This window comes from Sorangium sp. So ce302, assembly GCF_051530145.1.
Taxonomy (GTDB): domain Bacteria; phylum Myxococcota_A; class Polyangia; order Polyangiales; family Polyangiaceae; genus Sorangium; species Sorangium cellulosum_B.
Genome location: NZ_CP150326.1, coordinates 6,010,157 through 6,027,913, shown reverse-complemented (window position 1 = coordinate 6,027,913; position 17,757 = coordinate 6,010,157). Strand labels below are relative to the sequence as shown.

The following is a 17,757-nucleotide window of genomic DNA, read 5'->3' as shown; positions in this document are numbered from 1 at the left end:
GCGATCGTCTTGCTCCAGGGTAGATCGTCCGGCGTGACTGTTCCTCCGGTGCCCGTGGTCGTTCCCGCGCCTCCGGTGCCCGTGGTCGTTCCCGCGCCTCCGGTGCCTGTGGTCGTCTCCGCGCCTCCGGTGCCTGTGGCCGTCTCCGCGCCTCCGGTGCTGGTCGCGCCGCCGTCGCCGCCTGTGCCTCCGCTGCGCTGATCCGGAATGACGACCGAGGAGCATGCCGCGAGGCATGCTGCGGGGAGCAGCGCAGCACCGCGTCCGCGCGATCCGCCGTTCTGAAAAAACACCCATCGAGTGCTGTTCATCCAATGCCTCCGTTGTGAATCCGTGTCGATCGCCCGAACGCTCGACGGCAACATCAGCATGACCGTAGCGCACGCGCCACCGCCGCGACGTAGGCCCTGCGCCTCAGGCCGACCGCGGTCAACAGCGTCCTGGCGCGCATTGCCTTCGCCCGGAGGTGGTCGATCGCAGATAAAGAACGTCCCGTCAGCGGCGCGGGCGGCGCAGCGGGAGCTGGCGGCGCCGGCACGGCGGGCGCGGCGCCGACCGGTGGCACGGGCGGCGCGTTCCCGGCCGGCGACGAGTTCGAAGGCAGCGCGCTCTCGCCGGACTGGACCGTGCTGCGGCCCGACCTCGCGGACGTGGTGGTGGGCGGCGGCGCGCTCTCGCTCACGCCGCACGGCGGGGCGCTGTGGTACCAGGCGAGCCAGGGCGTGCTTGTCTACAAGCTCGTGACCGGCGACTTCAAGGTCACCGCCACCGTCCACGCCCGGCGGGCGTCGAACCGCGACCAGACGCCGAACCAGTTCGCCGACGTCGGCGGCCTCATGGGCCGGAACCCGAGCGGGAGCTCCGAGAACTACGTGCTGGGCGTGGTCGGATACGCCGAGATGAACCAGCTCGCCGTCGAGCACAAGAGCACCACCAACAGCAAGAGCACGTACGGCGAGACGGCCTTCACCGCCGACGCCGAGCTGCGGCTCTGCCGGACGGGCGCGACCTTCACGATCTACTATCGCCACCCGGGCGACACGGGGTGGCCGACGTCGGTCGCGCCCATCACCCGCGCCGATCTGCCGGCGACGCTTCAGGTCGGCATGATCGCCTACACGGGCGTGCCGTCCCCCGACTACGTCTCCATCTTCGATCGCATCACCTTCGAGCCGGTCGGCGCAGGTTGCGATCGCTGACATGACGTGGCCGGCGCGCCTCCACAGTCGTTCGGCCAGCGAACCTTCCCGTGACCGAGGCAGCTTTTCCTCCTCCAGCGCCGCGTATCTGTCGCCAGGGATCGTCGTGAGGCGCTCCATGAGAGCTTGTCCGTTGGTCTCCACGATGTACGGCCCTTGCCGCTTGCCCCTCTCGCTGCGCACGGCAAACGTCGTGCTGGTCCTCGGCGCTCTTCTCGAAAACGCCGCCCCGCGCGAGCCGTAAGCCCCGTGTCCGTTGTCACCGGGTCGGGTCAGCGTAGCATTGCCGTCGCAGCGCGCCGCCTCGGCCCGCTGCGTTCGAAAAGGGGAACATCCTATGCACATGCAACTAGCTCGCGCTTGTCTTCGCGTGCTGTCGGTCGCTTCGGTCGTCGCCCTCCTGGGGTGCAACGTCGAGGTCGAGAGCCCGGATCAGGGCAACGGCGACGTCGACGGGGGCGAGGACGAGGCGATCGGCACCGCCGAGCAGGCGTTTGCCGCGTTCGGGTACAGCAGCGCCACCGCGACGTCGGGCAACGCCTTCCAGAACCTCGGCACCTGGAGCGGGAACGCGGCCTACATCATGGGCGTGACCGGCAACCTCCGGGACGGTGGCAACGTCGCGATGTACAGCTGGCTCGGCACGGCGCGCGTGTTCGCGCACGCCGACTCGGGTGTGTCGGTTCGTGCCTACGGTGGGCTCGCCAACCCCGGCACCATGATCACGCAAGTCGGTTACTCCAACAACAGCTATACCACGACCAGCCCCAGGGTGTACCTCGCGTCCACCAGCAACAACCGACGCTGCTTCCTGACGCAGGTCATCAACTACGAGGGCGGCGACAACTTCGCCAGCGCGTCGGACTACATCGGCGTGGAGAAAGACGGCGGCTCTTGGTACCTTCACGGGCAGGGGAAGGTCGCCGGCTACGCGAGCTGCGTACAGGTGACGGACTACCTCGGCGAGGCTTACCACGGCATCCAGGCAGGGTCGGTGAACCTCGGCCCCGCGGTGGACGGCAAGACGTGCTGGCTCAAGGGGATCGGCGGCATTCTCCGCGGCGGCGTCTCCACCGGCGTGGTCGTCCAGTACGACGCCACCCAGTCCAGGTGGGAGATGAACGTCTCCACGAACACGCAGGGCTTCGTGGAGTGCAGCATCTGATCGGCCGAGGTCCGGCGCCGGCGATCCTCTCGAGGACCGTCGCGCGCTCGGCTTCGTTGGCCGCTCGCGCTCAGGCGGTCGCGTTCTTGCGCTTCCGCGCCGGGAGCGCGCGGCCGCTGCGAGGAGCCTGAATTTCAGATAGCGTTTGGACTTCTCGCTCCTGGACTGCGGCCTGCGGTCACGACCCGACGCCTCGCGCGTTGGGGCGAATGGACAGGAGGTACCGATGGACGAGCCCTGTGGGCGCGATCTGGCGAGCAACGCGGTGGTTCCCGAGCGACTGGCGGAGCTGTTCCGACACGTGGCCGACAACCTGGAAGCCCACGCGCGCTGGGTGGGCAGCGCAACGCCCGAGGCCCGCCTCGAACACGACGCGATGCGTCGGGTGGCCGCCGGCTACCGCGAGATCGGCGAGGCGGCGTGCCGCGCCGCGGAGACCATGCGGGCTGCGGGCGATTTGCCCGCCGCCCCCCACGATCTCGCGCGCTTCGACCACGGCGCCTTCGAGGCGTGGATGCGCCGCAAGATCGAGCTTCAGCGCCGTTTTGCGGCGCTGCTGCTCGAGCACGCCGAAGCCTCCGAGCGCGTCCTGCGCTCCATGGCGGTCGACGATCGCGGGTGACGGCCGCGCGCTGCGTCAGACCCTCAGCGCATCGAGCTGCCAGCAGCGCTCGCGTGGGGCGCGCTGGCAGCAGAATTCGAGGCATTTGAATGCGGATCGTCGATCGAGCCACGGCTCGCTCCTGCGGATGCGACGAGGCGCTCAGACGCAAGCGGAACGACGCCCCACCAGGGCCAAGGGAGACGTCCATGCCGAGACGACGTGCACTGACGACGCCGAGCGCCGCCGCTGCCGAGCTGAAGCCGACCAGCTGCGCAAAGAGAGCGCTCAAGCCCTTGATCTCAGGGCTGCCTCATCGTCGATGTAGGGATGATTCTTTCTGATACGGCGCCACTTTTCAGGAGGAAGGTCGATCGTGTAAGGGATTTCTAGATTAACCAACGTGTGTAACGTGGCTGTACGGTGGACGGCCGCTACGACGAACTTGACTCCCGGATCGCTCTTGTATTCTCTAGATCCCACCATGCGCCCATCTTTTCGCTGCCTTGGGATCCCTGCGTCGTCGATACGTCCTGCATCTACTCGGCAGACCTCGGGGGCGGTGTCACGCAAACTGCGGCGGCTGGTTATATCATCAACTGCGGCGCAGGCACCGGGGACAGCGCGTGGGGATGCAGGTGTTGGGACGACTGGAGCGACGTGTATTTCGACATTCCCAGCAATGCGTCCGGCTCGGAGATCTGCACGAACCTGGCAGAGCCATGCAAGTCGCTTCATCCCGAGACGGTGCTTCGCGATGCCACCTGCAGCCGGGTTCACCGAACTGCGAGCCGTGGCGTCTGCTATTCCGAGCTCGATTGCCAACAGCCGTCCAGCTTGGGAGGGCTGGATGTCGTGTTGCACACGTCGTTGAACATCAGCTGTAAGCAGGAAGATCCGGCATTGGGGTGGCAGTGCGGGTGCAGCGCAGCGGACCATCAAGTCATCACCGTCGACGCCGAAGACGCGCTGGGCGCCTGTGACGCCGCCGCCGCACCGTGCCAGGAACTGGCAAAAGGGGGCGCGACCGCTGCAACCTCTGCAACCGCTGAGTGACGCGTCCGGTGTCAGGGATGGCATTCCCAGCCGATGGCCGTCTGGCGCTCGGCTGACGCGGCGTCGCCTACTTCGTCGCCTGGGCCGCCGGCTCGACGACGCAGCGGATGCCGAGGAACCCGCAGCGGTACGTCGCCTCGAAGCCGCCCGGCCGCGCGGTCCTGACGAGCGGCGCGATGCCGTCGCGCCAGCTGCCGCCGCGGGCGATGCGCATCTTGCCCTTGCCGTCGTTGGCGCTGGTCGTCCACTCGAAGACGTTGCCCGCCAGGTCCTGGATGCCCTGCGGGGTCGCGCCGGCCGGGAAGCTCCCCACGTCGCACGCGGTCTTGCGCGCGGCGCCGCCGCCGGACCAGCAGAGCTGATCCTTCGGGGCCTCCTCGCCCCACGGATACGGCCGCGCCTCCTCGCCGCCGCGGGCCGCCCACTCCCACTCGTCGTCGCGCGGCAACCGCTTGTCCTGCGCCGCGCAGTAGGCCTGGGCCTGCGAGAAGTCGACGCAGACCATCGGCTGCTTCTCCTTGCCGGCCACGCCGTAGGTCGACGCCTCCTTGGCGCAATCCGCGAATGTATCCGTGCACTTGCCATCCTTGACACACGCCGCGAAGGCCTCCGCGGTGACCTCGGTCCTGTCGACGCAGAGGTCACCCACCGTGGCCTTCACCTTGAGCGGGCCCATCACGAAGCTGCCGCCCGGGACCCGGGCCATGCCGTCGGGGCAGCCGTCCGATGGCTTCGCCGCATCGGCGGGCGCGGCGGTCGGCTCGGCGCCGGCCTGCCCGGCGCTCGCGGGCGCCGAGGCCACCGCCGGGTCGGGCTGGGGCGGCGCCGGGGCGAGCGCCGTCCCAGCAGTCGAGGCGGGGCTCGTGGCCGTGGGCCGCGCAGCGGGCGCCTGACCGGCGGGCAGGCCGCCGGGAGCCGCGGGGCCGGCGCCGCACGCGACGGCGAGGACGCCGGTCGCAGCGGCAAGGAGGAACAGCGAGGAGACGGTGGGGAGCGTGGTGTGGGATCGCATGGTGTCTCAGGAGGCGGTCACGGTCGGCGCCGGCTCGTCTTCCAGCCATTGCTCCTGGATGACGATCGCCGGCAACAAGGTGAACGGCCCGTCGTAGCCCGGGCCGAACGTCAGGATCTGGATCACCCGCCGATCGCCGCGGCGGATCGGGAACATCACCTCGCCCCCGCGCGGGAGCTCGCTGCCGCCGCGGGGCGGATCGATCCAGAAGGCCACGCCCTCGGACTTCCCGCCGAGCAGCGAGATGGCCGAGACGGTGAGCTCCGGGCAGCGGATGCGCAGCCACTCCCTCGCCCTGTACGCGCGGCAGCCCGCGGCCGCGGGGCCGGCGCGGGAGAGGCGGACGCGGGGCGCCGCCTTCCACTCGGCGGCCGTGGGCTGCTTGGACGGCTCGGGCGGGAAGGGCGCGGCGTCGAGGGGCAGCTCGTCGCCGGCATCGGTCGCGCCGGCGTCGGTCGCGGAGGCGTTCCTCGCGCTGGCGTCGGCCGTGGCGCCCGCCGCGGCCTTCGCGGCGCTGGCGCCCGCCGCGGCCTTCGCGGCGCTGGCGTCGGTCGCGGCGCTGGCCGCGGCCTTGGGCGCGCCGTCTGGCTGCGCTCCGGGCGCGCCGGACGCCGCGGCCAGGACGGAGGCCACGCCAGCGCCCATCAAGGCGAGCAGCACGGAGCGCGGCCTCATAACGTCTCCAGGAACGCCACGAGCGCCGCCCTGTCCTCGGGCGACAGGTGGCTGGTCTTGCCCATCCAGTCGGCGTTCTGCTCGATGAGCTCTGCCAGCGTGCCGGCGCGCCCGTCGTGAAGGTAGGGCGGCCGGCCTCCGACGAAGCGCAGCGACGGCGTCTTGTACTCGGGGCGCGGATCCTCGTCGTAGCCCGGCGGCGGCGGTCGCTTCGGCATCGGGTACGCCGTGCGATCGGTGTAATCGCTCGTGGGGACGTGGCAGCGGGAGCACTTCGCCTCGTCGCTGTGGAAGATCTCCCGGCCGCGCTTCACGCGCTCGTCCGGCGCCCTTTCGGCGCTTGGCGGCGTGACGAGGCCCCGGCGGAGGAACATCGCGAGATAGGTCGCCCGCGCCGCGAGGCTGGTCGGCGTATGGTCGATCGGCAGCCCGCCCCAGCGGTGCAGCCGCATGCCCGTCCGGAGCCTGCTCACGAGGTCCTCGCTCTCGCCGTGCCAGCCGTACGGCCCGGCCGCGCCCACGTTGCCGGCGAGCATCGGGGTGCGCCGCGGAACCCCTCGCTTCTTGGCGACCTCGGGGATGTTCTCCGGCCGCCCGACGAAGTTCGCGTGCTCGCCGTCGGCCGTGCTGAAGGTGGCCTCGCGCCAGACGTACCCGTCGTCGCGCCCGTCGGGGTGGCATCCCGCGCAGCCGAGGTTGCCGCTCACCGTGGCGTCGAGCGCGTTGTAGAAGAGCCGGCGGCCCTTCGCGACCTCCGGCCCGAGCGGATCATCGGCGAGGTGCACGAGCGCCGATGGCCCTTCCGCCGCGCCCGCGGCGGCTGGCGCCGGCGCGGGGCTGGCCGAGCCCGCCGGGCCCGCCGCTCCCGCGGGCGCGACGGTCGAGCCCGGCGCCGCATCGTGCAGCCGGAGCGCCGCCACGTCACTGGTCGATCGGCAGAAGACCCACGCCGTCGCCTCGTCCGCGGAGAGCGCGAGGCCGGTCGGCGCGCCGCACGTGCCGGCCACGCGGATGTGCGGATCGTAGCGGCCGCCGACCGGGTAGCTCCTTACGATCGCGAGCGTCGGATCCACCGCGGTCGCGTCCACCTCGAGCACGAGATCGTCGCCCTCGCCCGCGACGAGCAGCGTGCGCGCGCGCTTGCGGTACGCCATGGCGCGCGGCTGGGTGACGGGCGTGACGCCCGCGCCGGGCAGGGTGATCACGCTCTCCGGGGTGATCACCTGCTCCGCGAACGCCGACCGGAGCACCGGCAGGTTGCCGTGGTGCGGCGGGGCGAGCGGCTCGTCCCGGCCGGTGATCAGCACGTCCACGGTCGCGGCGCCGAACCACGCGGCGTGGCCCATGGCGCCGAGCGCGTGCCGCGCCGCGAACAGGCGCCGCCCGTCCTCGGAGAGCGAGAGCGCATAACCCAGCGACGCGGCGAGCCGCTCGCCCGACGGCGCGCGCAGCGGCGAGGCGGGCAGGGCGACGCGCCGGACCTTCGGCGCCCCGCCGAGATCGTCGATCCTCGTGAGATCGGCGCCGACGAGGTGGCTCACGTACGCGGCGCTGCCGTCGGGCAGCACCGCCACGCCCCGCGGCTCGCGCGCCACGTCGACGGTCCACCGCGTCTGCCTGGCCTCGAGGTCGACGGCCGAGACCTTGTGGGTCCACGCCGAGGTCACGATCGCGGTCTTCTCGTCGGGCGTGACCGCGATGCCCCACGCGTCGGCGGGCAGCGGCACGCGGCCCACCTCGACGAGGCCGGCCGCAGGATCCGGCCGGAAGATCAGCAGCAGCCCCGGGTCGCGGACGGTGGCGAGCACGCGTGCGTCGTGCTCGCCGCGCCCGCCGAGCGCGAGCACCTGCGCGGGCCTGCCTGGCGCGGGGACGCCTGCGCCGGGCCGGGCGGGGTCGAGCGGCAGCGGCACGACGCGCACGACGCCGTGGTCCTCGTCGGCCACATAGAGCGCGTCCCCGCGCGCGGCGCGGGACAGAGCGCCGCCCTCGCGGACCGGCGCGCGCAGCGGCGTGGCCGTGGACGGAGGCAGGGGAGCGGCCGGAGCGCCCGCGCCGCTGGCCGAGGAGCTCGCGCTGCCGGCCGGGCCAGGCCCCGCGTCCGCGCCGGGCGCAGGGCCGCGGGAGCAGGCGCTCGCGGCGAGCGCGAGGAGCGCGGCGAGGTGGCGTGTCGCGGGGAGGGTCGGCAAGGGGTCGCCGGATGTTCGCGCGCCCTCGCGCCCCGGGTCAACGGCCGCGCTGCGGGAGGGCGCGACGGCGCTGCTCCCTCATGCTCCTCCTCCGGTTCCGGTCATGGAGTCATGCGGTCATGCGGTCGTCCGGGTGAGCCCGCCGCGCCGAGATCATGTCGCGGCTCGGCCATCGGCGCGCGGCTCGGCGTCGCGCCACACGAGCGCGCGCCACGCGCCCCGCTCGAAGATCTCCGGTCGACGGTCGGCCAGGAGCGGCGCATAACGCGCCACGATCTCCGGAACGTCGGTGGACACGAGCCCCGAGAGGATCAACGTCCCGCGGGGAGCCAGGCGCGCCACGATCCGAGGGGCGAGCGCCGTGAGGACGTCCCGAAGGATGTTGGCCACGACGATGTCGAACCTCCCGTCCGGCCACGTCGCCGAGAAGCTCACGCGCGCTTCCACCGCGCTCCGCCGCGCGTTGTCCGCCGCGATCGCGTTCGCGGCGGCGTCGATGTCGACGCCGATCGCCTCGCCGCCGAGCTTCGCGGCGCCGATCGAGAGGATCCCCGTCCCGCTCCCCACGTCGAAGAGGCGAAAGCCGCTGCGTGGCGCGAACGACGCGAGCGCCTGGAGGCACATCCGCGTGCTCTCGTGCCGGCCGTCGCCGAACGCGTGGCTCGGGCCGAGGACGATGGTGCGGTCGTCGACCTCCTCGCCCCGCGGATCGGTGATCACGCGAAAGCGAGGCGGCACGTCAACGGGGGTCGAACGGTCGCTCATGCGTCGTCGAAGTCTGCCACCGCGGCAGCCCGGGTGTCAGCCGCGCGATGGCCCTCGGGGGCGCCGAGCGGCGGGGGTTGGCGACGCCCCGGCCCGGCCCAGCGGCGAGCGATCTGGCCCGGGCGGGGCGCGATCACCAGCGGGTCCAGCGGGAGATCCGCTGCAAGCGCGTATACCCGCTCCCGTCGTCGGAGAGCCCGTACGACGTCGCGTCCGGAGTGCTCATGTGCGGGCCCCAGCCCTCGTCCTCGATCGGCTCATCGTCGTCCGCGCCGAGGTTGTAGACGAAGCAGTGCCCGTAGTGCTGTGTGACGCCCGCATAGGCGCTCGCGCAATTGCCGTCGTCCTTGGTGTCTGCGTCGAAATCCGGCGACGACCACCCCGTGGCGAATTGCCACGAAAAGAGGTGCTCATCCCCGCCGACCCGTATCGGCGTGAGGAGGTGCATGTCCTCGGTGTCGATGCCCTCGGCGGTCGCGCGCATCACCTCGGCGACGGTCCCTGCGATGTCCTCGATCTCGTCGCGGTATTCCCGGCCGGCGATGTACAGCGACGGCTGGTAAAGGTTGTCGCCGAGCGACGGCGTCCCCTTGGTGGCGAGCCGATCGGCATACAGGATCTTCCAGAACGGGAGCGTCGCGCCGTCCGCTGACCCGACGCTGTTGTAGACGAGCGCCCAGCGATCGCCGTCCACAGGCTCACCGCAGTAGACCTCGGCCTGCTCCTCTGGGCCGGGCCCGTCGGGATCGAGCGCGTAGACGCCGCTCGGGGCGCTCTCGGGGACGGCGCCGCACCGGTCATAGACGCACCCTTCGCTCGCCTCCTCGGCGCAGTCTTGCCCGCCGGCGCCACCGCCACCCCCACCCCCACCGCCGGCGCCCCCGCCCGCCTCCAGGTGATAGGGCCCATCGAGCCCGGCGAGGGACGTACACCGGCACGCCAGAAGGCACGCCGCCGCCCCCACCCACGTCGCGGACCCGCTCGTGATCGTCGCTCCCATGACCTGCTGCCTGCCGCATCACACCCGCCGGATCGGCGTGGCGCTCCTCCTGCGCCGCGCGGACGCTACAGCCTCACCCCAGGCCTGGCAAGCAACCGGTCCGTTCGCGACGCTCCCCGACCGCTCGCTCGGGCGCGCCGCTGCCCCGCAGTCATTGAAACTGAAGACGAAGGCGGCGTGGCGAACGCAACGAACATGACCGACATGACCGACATGACGAACGCAACGAACATGACGAACGCAACGAACGTGAAGTGAATGAAGAAAAAATATCCTACAGAAACTTCATAGAAACAGGCGCCCATGCATCGTCCTTGGCAAATCCTGGGCCCGTGTATGGCTGAGGCCATCCAGGGCGCACACCCGCGGCGAGAGCGAGCTCACCCTGCCGATCTCGCCGCGGAGCTGGCCTAGCTCATCCTCGAACGAACAGGCGATTTCACGGACGGCGCCACGGAGCGCAGCCCGTCCAGTCTGCCCCGACCGGCGGGCGTGTCCATCTCCATGCGCCCGAGGCTCCACGGTCATCCCAGCAAAGGATCTTTGGAATGAAGAGACGAGAACCTGCGAGTGAGGCCCCGAGCGCCACGCCCCTCCACCGCCGGCGTTTCCTCGGCGGTGCGCTCGCGCTCGGGGGAGCCGCGCTCCTCCCCGCTTGCGAATCGCGGTCCGAAGCGTCGGCGAAGCCCGCGGCGAACGCCGCGCCCCTCATCCCGGACGCCGCCAGGCCCGAGGTGTCCGATCTGCGCTTCGGCATCATCGCGCTGACCGACTGCTCTCCTCTCGTGATCGCCCACGAGAAGGGGTTCTTCAAGAAGTACGGCATCAACGCGACCATCGTGAAGGGCGCGAGCTGGGCCGCGATCCGCGACTCGCTCACGAACGGGGATCTCCAGGCGACGCACATGCTCTTCGGCATGCCCCTCGCCTCGACGATGGGGCTCCTCGGATCGCCGAAGATGCCCATGGTCATCCCGTGGCTGCTCAACCGCAACGGCCAGGCGATCACGATGAAGAGCGACCTCCGGGGCAAGGTGGCCGGAGATCCCAGGGCGCTCAAGCCGTTCGTCGAGGAGGCGAAGGAGAAGGGGGCGCCCATGACCTTCGCGATGACGTTCCCGCCTGGAACGCACGCCATGTGGACCCGTTATTACCTGGGCGCGGGCGGCGTCCACCCGGACAAGGACGTCGCGCTCGTGACCATCCCGCCCGCCCAGATGGTCGCCAACATGAAGGTGGGCAAGATGGACGGCTTCTGCGTCGGCGAGCCGTGGAACGCCAGGGCGATCGCCGACCAGATCGGCTACACGGCCGTCACCACGCAGGAGCTCTGGAGGGACCACCCCGAGAAGGTGTGCGCGTTCACCGCCGAGTTCGCCGACAAGAACCCGAAGACGGTGAAGGCGGTGATCAAGGCGCTCCACGAGGCGAGCGTCTGGCTGGACAAGCTCGACAACCGCCCCGAGCAGGCGGACGTCGTGTCGAGGCCCACGTACATCAACTGTCCGCCGGAGCTCATCCTCGGCCGGCTGCAGGGGCGCTACGACTACGGCGACGGGCGCACGAAAGAGGACAAGGACTACATGATCTTCAGCGAGCGGGGCTGCAACTACCCGCAGCCGAAGTACGCGCTCTGGTGGATCAGCCAGTTCCGCCGGTGGGGCATGGTGGAGGGGAAGCCGGACTACGAGGGCGTCGTCAAGCAGGTCATGCGCCCCGATCTCTACGAGGAGGCGATGAAGGAGCTCGGGGTCGCGCACGGCGGCTGGAGCGACGCGCCCGAGACGCTGTTCGACGGCGTGACGTTCGATCCGAAGGACCCGGAGAAGTACGCGACGTCGTTCCCGGTCCACGCCCTGAAGGGATGAACCCACATCGCCATCGCCGCGCCGGCGGGAGGCGCGGCGGCGGAAGCGGAAGCGGAATCGGAAGTAGAAGAGGAGTGCTGCATGAGCGAGGCGAAGGCGATCTCTCCGAGGATTCGAGTCGACCACATGATCCTGCCCCTCTTCGGGGTGGCGTGCGTGATCGGGCTGTGGGCCGCCGCGAGCAGCCTGTGGACCCAGGCGTTGCCCTCTCCGCTCAAGACATGGGAGGTGAGCAGGCCTTACATCTTCGAGCCGTTCGAGAAGCGGGGAGAGCTCGACCAGGGCATCCTCCGCTTCACCTGGTACTCGCTCCAGCGGGTCGCCAAGGGCTACACGCTGGCGATCCTCCTCGGGACACCTATCGGCTTCTTCCTGGGCGCGTCGAGGCTGTTCAGGTCGAGCTTCGATCCCATCATCCAGATCCTCCGCCCGGTCTCGCCGCTCGCGTGGCTCCCGCTCGGCCTCGTGCTCTTCCAGAAGCCCGACCCCGCCGGCGTCTTCACCATCGCGATGTGCTCGATGTGGCCGACGGTCCTGAACACCGCGCTCGGGGTGCGATCGATCCCGCAGGACTACATGAACGTCGCCCGGGTGCTCCGGCTGTCGCGCATGAAGACGCTGTTCAAGGTGCAGCTCCCCGCGGCGCTCCCCTACATGTTCACGGGCTTCCGGCTCAGCCTGGGCATCGCCTGGCTGGTCATCGTCGCCGTGGAGATGCTGACCGGCTCGCCCGGGGTCGGCGGCTTCCTCTGGCAGGAGTACAACAGCCTCATCTACGAGCACATCATCCTGTGCATCATCACCATCGGCGTCGTCGGCTTCCTCCTGGACGCCCTGATGAGCCTCGTCGAGCGCCGGCTCAAGCTGGCGGGAGCGTGACGTCCATGCCGCTGGTCGAGCTCTGCAACGTCGGGAAGAGCTATGGTGGCGGGGCCACCCGCACCGAGGTGCTCAGGGACATCCACCTGGAGATCGAGAAGGGCGAGTTCGTCGCCGTCGTCGGCTATTCTGGCGCCGGCAAGACGACGCTCATGTCCCTCATCGCCGGGCTCCTCAGGCCGGACACCGGGGAGGTCAAGCTGAACGGGAAGGTCGTCCTGGGTCCGGGCCCCGACCGCGGCGTCATCTTCCAGAACTATTCTCTCCTGCCCTGGCTCACGGTCTACGAGAACGTCTATCTGGCCGTGGACCAGATCTTCGGCTCCTGGTCCACGGAGAGGAAGCGGGAGCACACCGAGCGCTACATCGCCATGGTGAAGCTCACCGAGGCCCGCGAGAAGAAGCCGGCGCAGCTCTCCGGCGGCATGCGCCAGCGGGTCTCGGTGGCGCGGGCGCTCGCCATGGATCCGGAGGTCCTCTTGATGGACGAGCCGTTCGGCGCGCTGGACGCGCTCACGCGCGCGACGCTCCAGGACGAGCTCGCGCGGATCTGGCGCGCCACCCGGAAGACCGTGCTCCTCATCACGAACGACGTCGACGAGGGCATCCTCCTCGCCGACCGGATCCTCCCGCTCAGCAAGGGCCCTCGGGCCACGCTGGGGCCAGGGATCACCGTCGATCTCGAGCGCCCTCGGGATCGCAAGGCCCTCAACCACGACCCGCGCTTCAAGGAGATCCGCGGCGCGGTGATCAGCTACCTGCTCGGCCCGGGCGCCGGGCCCAAGGCGGGCGAGAGCGCGCCCGATGCAGCGCGGAGCGCGGAGGCGGTCGCATGAAGAAGTACCTCGAGATCTGGAATGTCACGAAGACCTTTCCCTCGCCGAAGGGCCCCTCGGTCGTCGTCCGGAACTTCGATCTGAACCTGAGGAAGGGAGAGTTCCTGTCCCTCATCGGCCACTCCGGGTGCGGGAAGTCCACCGTGCTGTCGATGGTCGCGGGCCTCTCCGAGATCACGAGCGGCGGTATCGTCCTCGCGGGCAGGCAGATCCACGGTCCTGGCCCGGACCGCGGGGTCGTGTTCCAGTCACCGTGCCTCCTGCACTGGATGACGGCGCTCGAGAACGTCCTGCTCGGGGTCGAGCAGGTCCACCGGCAGAAGAGCAGGAAGGACTGCATCGAGATCGCGACGCACTACCTCGAGCTCGTGGGGCTCGAGGAGTCCATGCACAAGAAGCCGCGCGAGCTGTCGTCGGGGATGCAGCAGCGGGTCGGGCTGGCGCGCGCCTTCGCCCTGTCGCCCAAGATGCTCCTCCTGGACGAGCCCTTCGGCATGCTCGACTCGCTCACCCGGTTCGAGCTCCAGGAGGTGCTCATGAACCTGTGGGCAGAGGACCAGAAGACGGCGCTGATGGTCACGCACGACGTCGACGAGGCCCTGTTCCTGTCGGACCGCATCGCGATGATGACGAACGGCCCGGGGGCGCGGGTCGGCGAGATCCTGGAGGTCCCGTTCCCGCACCCGCGGGACCGTCAGGAGGTGCTGGAGGACCCGATGTACTATCCTCTCCGAGAGCGGCTGATCACCTTCCTCGAGGGCCAGGCCCACAAGGAGAAGCCCACCGAGGAGAGCGCCCGAGAGTTCGTCCCGGAAGGCGCTGTGAAGACGGGGCGGTTCTGGAGCGCGCTCTGGAAGGGGACGAGGACATCAGCGTAGAGCGGGGGAGAAGGGAGCGGACGGCCGTCGCCGGGCTGCCCCCATGAACGTGCCTCTCCAAACAGCCTGCATGTCCTCTCCTCTCGAGGATTGTACAGCGTCGCTTCCTCCGTCGAGGGCTCTTTGCGACGAACCTCACCAAAGCGCGGATTGCGGTCTCGCTGACCGTTCTGGGCAGAGCTCATCACGGCCAGGCGAGCGCGAGCTCTGCGCTGCGCGCACAGGTGCGCGCAGCGCTCACGAGGCTCACCACCTCCGACAAAAATGGAGGGAGAGGGGCATGCACTGAAACAAAAGCCATACGGACAAGCTGGAATTGCGCGAATGTATCCTTTCTCCGACTGCGTCGGTTGCGGCAAGCGATCAAGCGAGGAAAGTATATGCGCGTATCTCGAATCTTCGCGGCTGTCGGCATGGTATGGCTCTCTGGCGCCTGCGGCTCGTCCGACGGCACCGGTTCGGGAGGCGAAGGTGGCGTCGCCACCACGTCAGGGCCCTCCAGCGGCGCGGCCGGGGGCAGCTCCTCCGCCGGTGGCTCCGGAGGGGCCAACGCTGGCGGCGGCGGGATGACCGGAACGGGCGGCGGCGGCGGGATGACCGGAACGGGCGGCGGCGGCGGGACGACCGGAACGGGCGGCGCTGGCGCGACGGCCGGCTCTGGAGAAGGCGGGGCGGGCGCGGGCACAGGCGTTGGTGGCGCAGGCACCGGCGGCGGTGCGGGCGGCGCGGGCGGTGCGCTCGCCAGCGGTACGGGCGTCGGCGGTACGGGCGGCGTCGGCGGCGCGGGCGGCCCTGACACGGGGGTCGAGGTGCCGACGTGCGAGCCTTACGGGTCCACGTGCGCGCGCTCCGGAGATTGCTGTTCCGGCATCTGCGACACCGCGACGAGCACCTGCGCCTCGCCGCTCAGCGTCTGCCTTGGGACAGGCGCCGCTTGCGACGAATCCTCGGAGTGCTGTACCCTCAACTGCGCTTCGGGCAGGTGCAGCGCGACCGCCTGCCTCCCCGACGGATCCGACTGCACGGCAGGCGGCGCCGCGTGCTGCAGCGGCATGTGCATCGGCGGGACGTGCAGCGACGTCAACGGCGCCACCGCATGTCAGACGGGCGGCAACCCGTGCACCGAGGACAGCCAGTGTTGCTCCCAGCTCTGCGGGCGAGACAACCGCTGCGTCCTCTACTCCTCGTTCTGCGTTCAGCGCAACGACGTCTGCACCGGCGACAGCGACTGCTGTACCGGCGTGTGCGTGAAGCGGAACGCATCCGACCCCGCGGGCTACTGCGGCGCGGAGCCGGCGACGTCGAGCCGCTGCAACAGCGGCGGCATCGACGGCGCGGTCTGCGACAGCTGCGGCTTCTGCTGCAGCCGCGTCTGCGCGCCGTACGGGCCCACCGGGATCGCTGTCTGCCAGCCGCCGAGCGGCTGCCGCGTGAACGGCGCCCTGTGCCAGCGCAACGAGGACTGCTGCGGCGGCGATCCCACCGCCGATCTGCCGGGCGCGGGCAATGTCGTCTGCGATAAGTCGGGGGATCCGGACGGGGAGATCGGCCGCTGCCGCAACCCGAACGGCTGCACGCCCCAGGGCGGCGTCTGTCACTTCAAGGACAGCTATTGCGCGGATACGTCCACCAGCGCCCCCAACAACTGCTGCAACTACCTGGGGAACGCCAGCAACTGCCGCCTCGACGCCCTCGGCGTGCCTCGGTGCAACGCGCTCACGGCCTGCCGCCAGTCAGGCGAGGACTGCGCCTCCGCCGACGATTGCTGCGACGGCGCTCCCTGCGTGTGGAACAGCGGTGCTGGGAAGCTCCAGTGTTATGACACGCCCGGAGAGACGACGCCCCAGTGTGTCACGGCAGGCGGACCCTGCACGAACAACGGCGACTGCTGCGTCGGAACGACGTGCGAGTACGAGCCGGGCTCCCTGTCGGGCACGTGCACGACAGACTCCCCGACAGGCGCGACCGGGAGCTCGAGCGCGACCGGGAGCTCGAGCGCGACCGGCGGAACGGGCGGCGCAGGCGGCGCAGGCGGCGGCGGTGGCTCGGACGGGGCGGGCGGCTCCACCACGCCGCGATGCGCCGAGTACGGGCAGCTCTGCGACGCGACGTCCGACTGCTGCAACGCCGGAACCGTGCAGTGTTACAACGGCATCTGCCGCATTCCTCCGGGCTGACGCCGCGCGCTGGCGCGTTGACTCGTGTCGATTCACTCGTGTCGAGGAGAATGGCTATGATCGGCAAGAACCGCGGGAACTACGCCCGCTCCTTGTTCCTGACATCGCTCTGGTGCCTGGGCTGGGCGCTCGCGTCGGGATGTTCGGTATCGGATGGCGGAACGGGCGCGGGCGGCGATGGCTCCGGCAGCGGCAGCTCCGCAAACGGCGGCGCCGGTGGAACGGACTCCGGTGGAACGGGCGGGGAGCCCTCCCTCGGAGGCGGTCTCATCGCGTCCGGGTCGGGCGCCAGCTCGGGCGGGGGGGAGGGCGGCGGCGATTGCGGCGGCCAGCAGGTCGAAGCTCAGCCGCGGCAGGTTCACCTCGTGATCGTGCTCGATCGCTCCGACAGCATGACCAAGGACTGGGAAGGGAGCGACCGCTGGACGATGATGAAGGGCGCCCTCGGCACCGCGCTCGACGTGATCCAGGACAGGATGTCCGTCGGACTTCAGCTCTTTCCCTCCGACGAGCACTGCGGCATGCCGGCGGGGGAGGACCTGAGCGTGGCCGTGGCGCCGGGCGCGACCTCCGTCCCCGCCATCAAGACCCTCCTGGATGGCACTGACCCCGGCGGCGCGACGCCGACCGCGGACGCCCTCGCGCGCGCCCTCGGGTACCTCACCGTGGGAGCTGGCGGCACCCTCGAAGGCGACAAGTACGTCCTCCTGGCGACCGACGGCGGTCCCAACTGCAACCAGGATCCGGCCATGACCTGCGAGGCCGCGACCTGCACCACGAACATGGATGGGGACTGCCCTTCGGGCGTGCCGAACTGCTGCGTCGCCGGCTTGACGGACGTGTGCCTGGACGACGTGCGCACGGTGCAGCGGGTGAAGGACCTGCGCGCGGCCGGTATCAAGACCTTCGTCGTCGGCATCCCCGGCGCGACGGCCTATGCCGCTGTGCTCGACCAGCTCGCCGTCGAGGGCGACACGGCCACGTCGGAGACCTCGCCCCGTTATTTCGAGGTGGTGGACGCGGCGAGCCTCGGCGATACGTTGACCAGCATCACGAGGGATCTCGTGAGGACCTGCGAGCTCTCGCTGGAGACCGAGCCGCCGGACCGCGCGAAGGTGAACGTCTTCATCGACGATGAGGTGCTGCCGAAGCCGGGCGACGACGGCTGGGACTACGACGATTCGACGACCCCGCCCACCATCGTGATCAAGGGCGCCACGTGTGAGCACGTGAAGTCCATGGGGGCGGAGAGCGTCCGGGTCGAGTTCGGTTGTCCCACCGTCGAGGTGCCGCAATGACCTGCGCCTGTGACGCGCCCTCCCGGCGCGCCGCGTGATCGACCTCCTCCAGCCCTCCGAGAGCCAGCCCACATCGCATGAAGCGCCGCGCTAGCGCGCCGCACCGCCGCGCTCGGTGACGGGCGCGAACGCCAGACTCCGTCCGAGTTGGATATTAGC

16 protein-coding genes are annotated in these 17,757 nt (G+C 70.4%); 11 read left to right on the top strand and 5 right to left on the bottom strand.

The window, feature by feature from the left end; genetic code table 11:
* Positions 1-33 precede the first annotated feature (33 nt).
* From WME73_RS22820 to WME73_RS22800, 5 genes are all read left to right on the top strand, one after another.
* Positions 34-201: a hypothetical protein gene (locus WME73_RS22820; RefSeq protein WP_437747487.1), complete on the top strand. Its 168-nt coding sequence runs from the start codon at positions 34-36 to the stop codon at positions 199-201.
* A 425-nt stretch (positions 202-626) separates the two neighbouring features.
* Positions 627-1,199: a hypothetical protein gene (locus WME73_RS22815; RefSeq protein ID WP_437747486.1), complete on the top strand. Its 573-nt coding sequence runs from the start codon at positions 627-629 to the stop codon at positions 1,197-1,199.
* Positions 1,200-1,542: 343 nt separating this feature from the next.
* Positions 1,543-2,364, top strand: a complete 822-nt coding sequence (locus tag WME73_RS22810; RefSeq protein WP_437747485.1) for a hypothetical protein — start codon at positions 1,543-1,545, stop codon at positions 2,362-2,364.
* 226 nt (positions 2,365-2,590) lie between these two features.
* On the top strand, positions 2,591-2,986 hold the full coding sequence (locus WME73_RS22805; protein ID WP_437917040.1) for a hypothetical protein: 396 nt from the start codon (positions 2,591-2,593) through the stop codon (positions 2,984-2,986).
* A 402-nt stretch (positions 2,987-3,388) separates the two neighbouring features.
* On the top strand, positions 3,389-4,021 hold the full coding sequence (locus tag WME73_RS22800; protein ID WP_437917039.1) for a hypothetical protein: 633 nt from the start codon (positions 3,389-3,391) through the stop codon (positions 4,019-4,021).
* 67 nt (positions 4,022-4,088) lie between these two features.
* Here the strand turns inward: WME73_RS22800 and WME73_RS22795 are convergent, their stop codons facing one another.
* The 5 genes from WME73_RS22795 to WME73_RS22775 form a co-directional block, all read right to left on the bottom strand.
* The gene (locus WME73_RS22795; RefSeq protein ID WP_437917038.1) at positions 4,089-5,033 is read right to left on the bottom strand and encodes an SUMF1/EgtB/PvdO family nonheme iron enzyme; all 945 of its coding nucleotides are present in this window, start codon (positions 5,031-5,033) and stop codon (positions 4,089-4,091) included.
* A 6-nt stretch (positions 5,034-5,039) separates the two neighbouring features.
* On the bottom strand, positions 5,040-5,708 hold the full coding sequence (locus tag WME73_RS22790; protein ID WP_437917037.1) for a hypothetical protein: 669 nt from the start codon (positions 5,706-5,708) through the stop codon (positions 5,040-5,042).
* Entirely contained in the window at positions 5,705-7,897 is a 2,193-nt protein-coding gene (locus WME73_RS22785; RefSeq protein ID WP_437917036.1) for a hypothetical protein, read from the bottom strand. Before WME73_RS22785 ends, WME73_RS22790 begins: the two co-directional genes overlap by 4 nt.
* Positions 7,898-8,050: 153 nt before the next feature.
* Positions 8,051-8,662 (bottom strand): 50S ribosomal protein L11 methyltransferase, encoded by a 612-nt coding sequence (locus tag WME73_RS22780; RefSeq protein ID WP_437747479.1) that lies wholly within the window; start codon positions 8,660-8,662, stop codon positions 8,051-8,053.
* 133 nt (positions 8,663-8,795) lie between these two features.
* The gene (locus tag WME73_RS22775; RefSeq protein WP_437917035.1) at positions 8,796-9,662 is read right to left on the bottom strand and encodes a fibrinogen-like YCDxxxxGGGW domain-containing protein; all 867 of its coding nucleotides are present in this window, start codon (positions 9,660-9,662) and stop codon (positions 8,796-8,798) included.
* Between the two features lie 548 nt (positions 9,663-10,210).
* Here WME73_RS22775 and WME73_RS22770 point away from each other — a divergent pair.
* The 6 genes from WME73_RS22770 to WME73_RS22745 all read left to right on the top strand — a co-directional run bounded on the left by WME73_RS22770 (position 10,211) and on the right by WME73_RS22745 (position 17,598).
* Positions 10,211-11,530, top strand: coding sequence for a CmpA/NrtA family ABC transporter substrate-binding protein (locus tag WME73_RS22770; protein ID WP_437747477.1), 1,320 nt, complete (start codon positions 10,211-10,213; stop codon positions 11,528-11,530).
* Between the two features lie 81 nt (positions 11,531-11,611).
* Entirely contained in the window at positions 11,612-12,409 is a 798-nt protein-coding gene (gene ntrB, locus WME73_RS22765; RefSeq protein ID WP_437554691.1) for a nitrate ABC transporter permease, read from the top strand.
* Positions 12,410-12,414: 5 nt separating this feature from the next.
* Positions 12,415-13,245 carry an ABC transporter ATP-binding protein gene (locus WME73_RS22760; protein ID WP_437917420.1) on the top strand — a complete coding sequence of 277 codons (831 nt, stop codon included), beginning with the start codon at positions 12,415-12,417 and terminating at the stop codon, positions 13,243-13,245.
* Positions 13,242-14,123 (top strand): ABC transporter ATP-binding protein, encoded by an 882-nt coding sequence (locus WME73_RS22755; RefSeq protein ID WP_437917034.1) that lies wholly within the window; start codon positions 13,242-13,244, stop codon positions 14,121-14,123. Before WME73_RS22760 ends, WME73_RS22755 begins: the two co-directional genes overlap by 4 nt.
* 380 nt (positions 14,124-14,503) lie before the next feature.
* Entirely contained in the window at positions 14,504-16,300 is a 1,797-nt protein-coding gene (locus WME73_RS22750; RefSeq protein ID WP_437917033.1) for a hypothetical protein, read from the top strand.
* Between the two features lie 56 nt (positions 16,301-16,356).
* The gene (locus WME73_RS22745; RefSeq protein ID WP_437917032.1) at positions 16,357-17,598 is read left to right on the top strand and encodes a vWA domain-containing protein; all 1,242 of its coding nucleotides are present in this window, start codon (positions 16,357-16,359) and stop codon (positions 17,596-17,598) included.
* Positions 17,599-17,757 lie beyond the last annotated feature (159 nt).

What these genes read in the sequence shown, in the direction of transcription:
- WME73_RS22810 (WP_437747485.1), top strand. Translation starts at nt 1,543, where the DNA reads ATGCAACTAGCTCGCGCTTGTCTTCGCGTGCTGTCGGTCGCTTCGGTC.
- WME73_RS22750 (WP_437917033.1), top strand. Translation starts at nt 14,504, where the DNA reads ATGCGCGTATCTCGAATCTTCGCGGCTGTCGGCATGGTATGGCTCTCT.
- WME73_RS22755 (WP_437917034.1), top strand. Translation starts at nt 13,242, where the DNA reads ATGAAGAAGTACCTCGAGATCTGGAATGTCACGAAGACCTTTCCCTCG.
- WME73_RS22770 (WP_437747477.1), top strand. Translation starts at nt 10,211, where the DNA reads ATGAAGAGACGAGAACCTGCGAGTGAGGCCCCGAGCGCCACGCCCCTC.
- ntrB (WP_437554691.1), top strand. Translation starts at nt 11,612, where the DNA reads ATGAGCGAGGCGAAGGCGATCTCTCCGAGGATTCGAGTCGACCACATG.
- WME73_RS22745 (WP_437917032.1), top strand. Translation starts at nt 16,357, where the DNA reads ATGATCGGCAAGAACCGCGGGAACTACGCCCGCTCCTTGTTCCTGACA.
- WME73_RS22780 (WP_437747479.1), bottom strand. Translation starts at nt 8,662, where the DNA reads ATGAGCGACCGTTCGACCCCCGTTGACGTGCCGCCTCGCTTTCGCGTG.
- WME73_RS22775 (WP_437917035.1), bottom strand. Translation starts at nt 9,662, where the DNA reads ATGGGAGCGACGATCACGAGCGGGTCCGCGACGTGGGTGGGGGCGGCG.
- WME73_RS22795 (WP_437917038.1), bottom strand. Translation starts at nt 5,033, where the DNA reads ATGCGATCCCACACCACGCTCCCCACCGTCTCCTCGCTGTTCCTCCTT.
- WME73_RS22760 (WP_437917420.1), top strand. Translation starts at nt 12,415, where the DNA reads ATGCCGCTGGTCGAGCTCTGCAACGTCGGGAAGAGCTATGGTGGCGGG.
- WME73_RS22790 (WP_437917037.1), bottom strand. Translation starts at nt 5,708, where the DNA reads ATGAGGCCGCGCTCCGTGCTGCTCGCCTTGATGGGCGCTGGCGTGGCC.
- WME73_RS22805 (WP_437917040.1), top strand. Translation starts at nt 2,591, where the DNA reads ATGGACGAGCCCTGTGGGCGCGATCTGGCGAGCAACGCGGTGGTTCCC.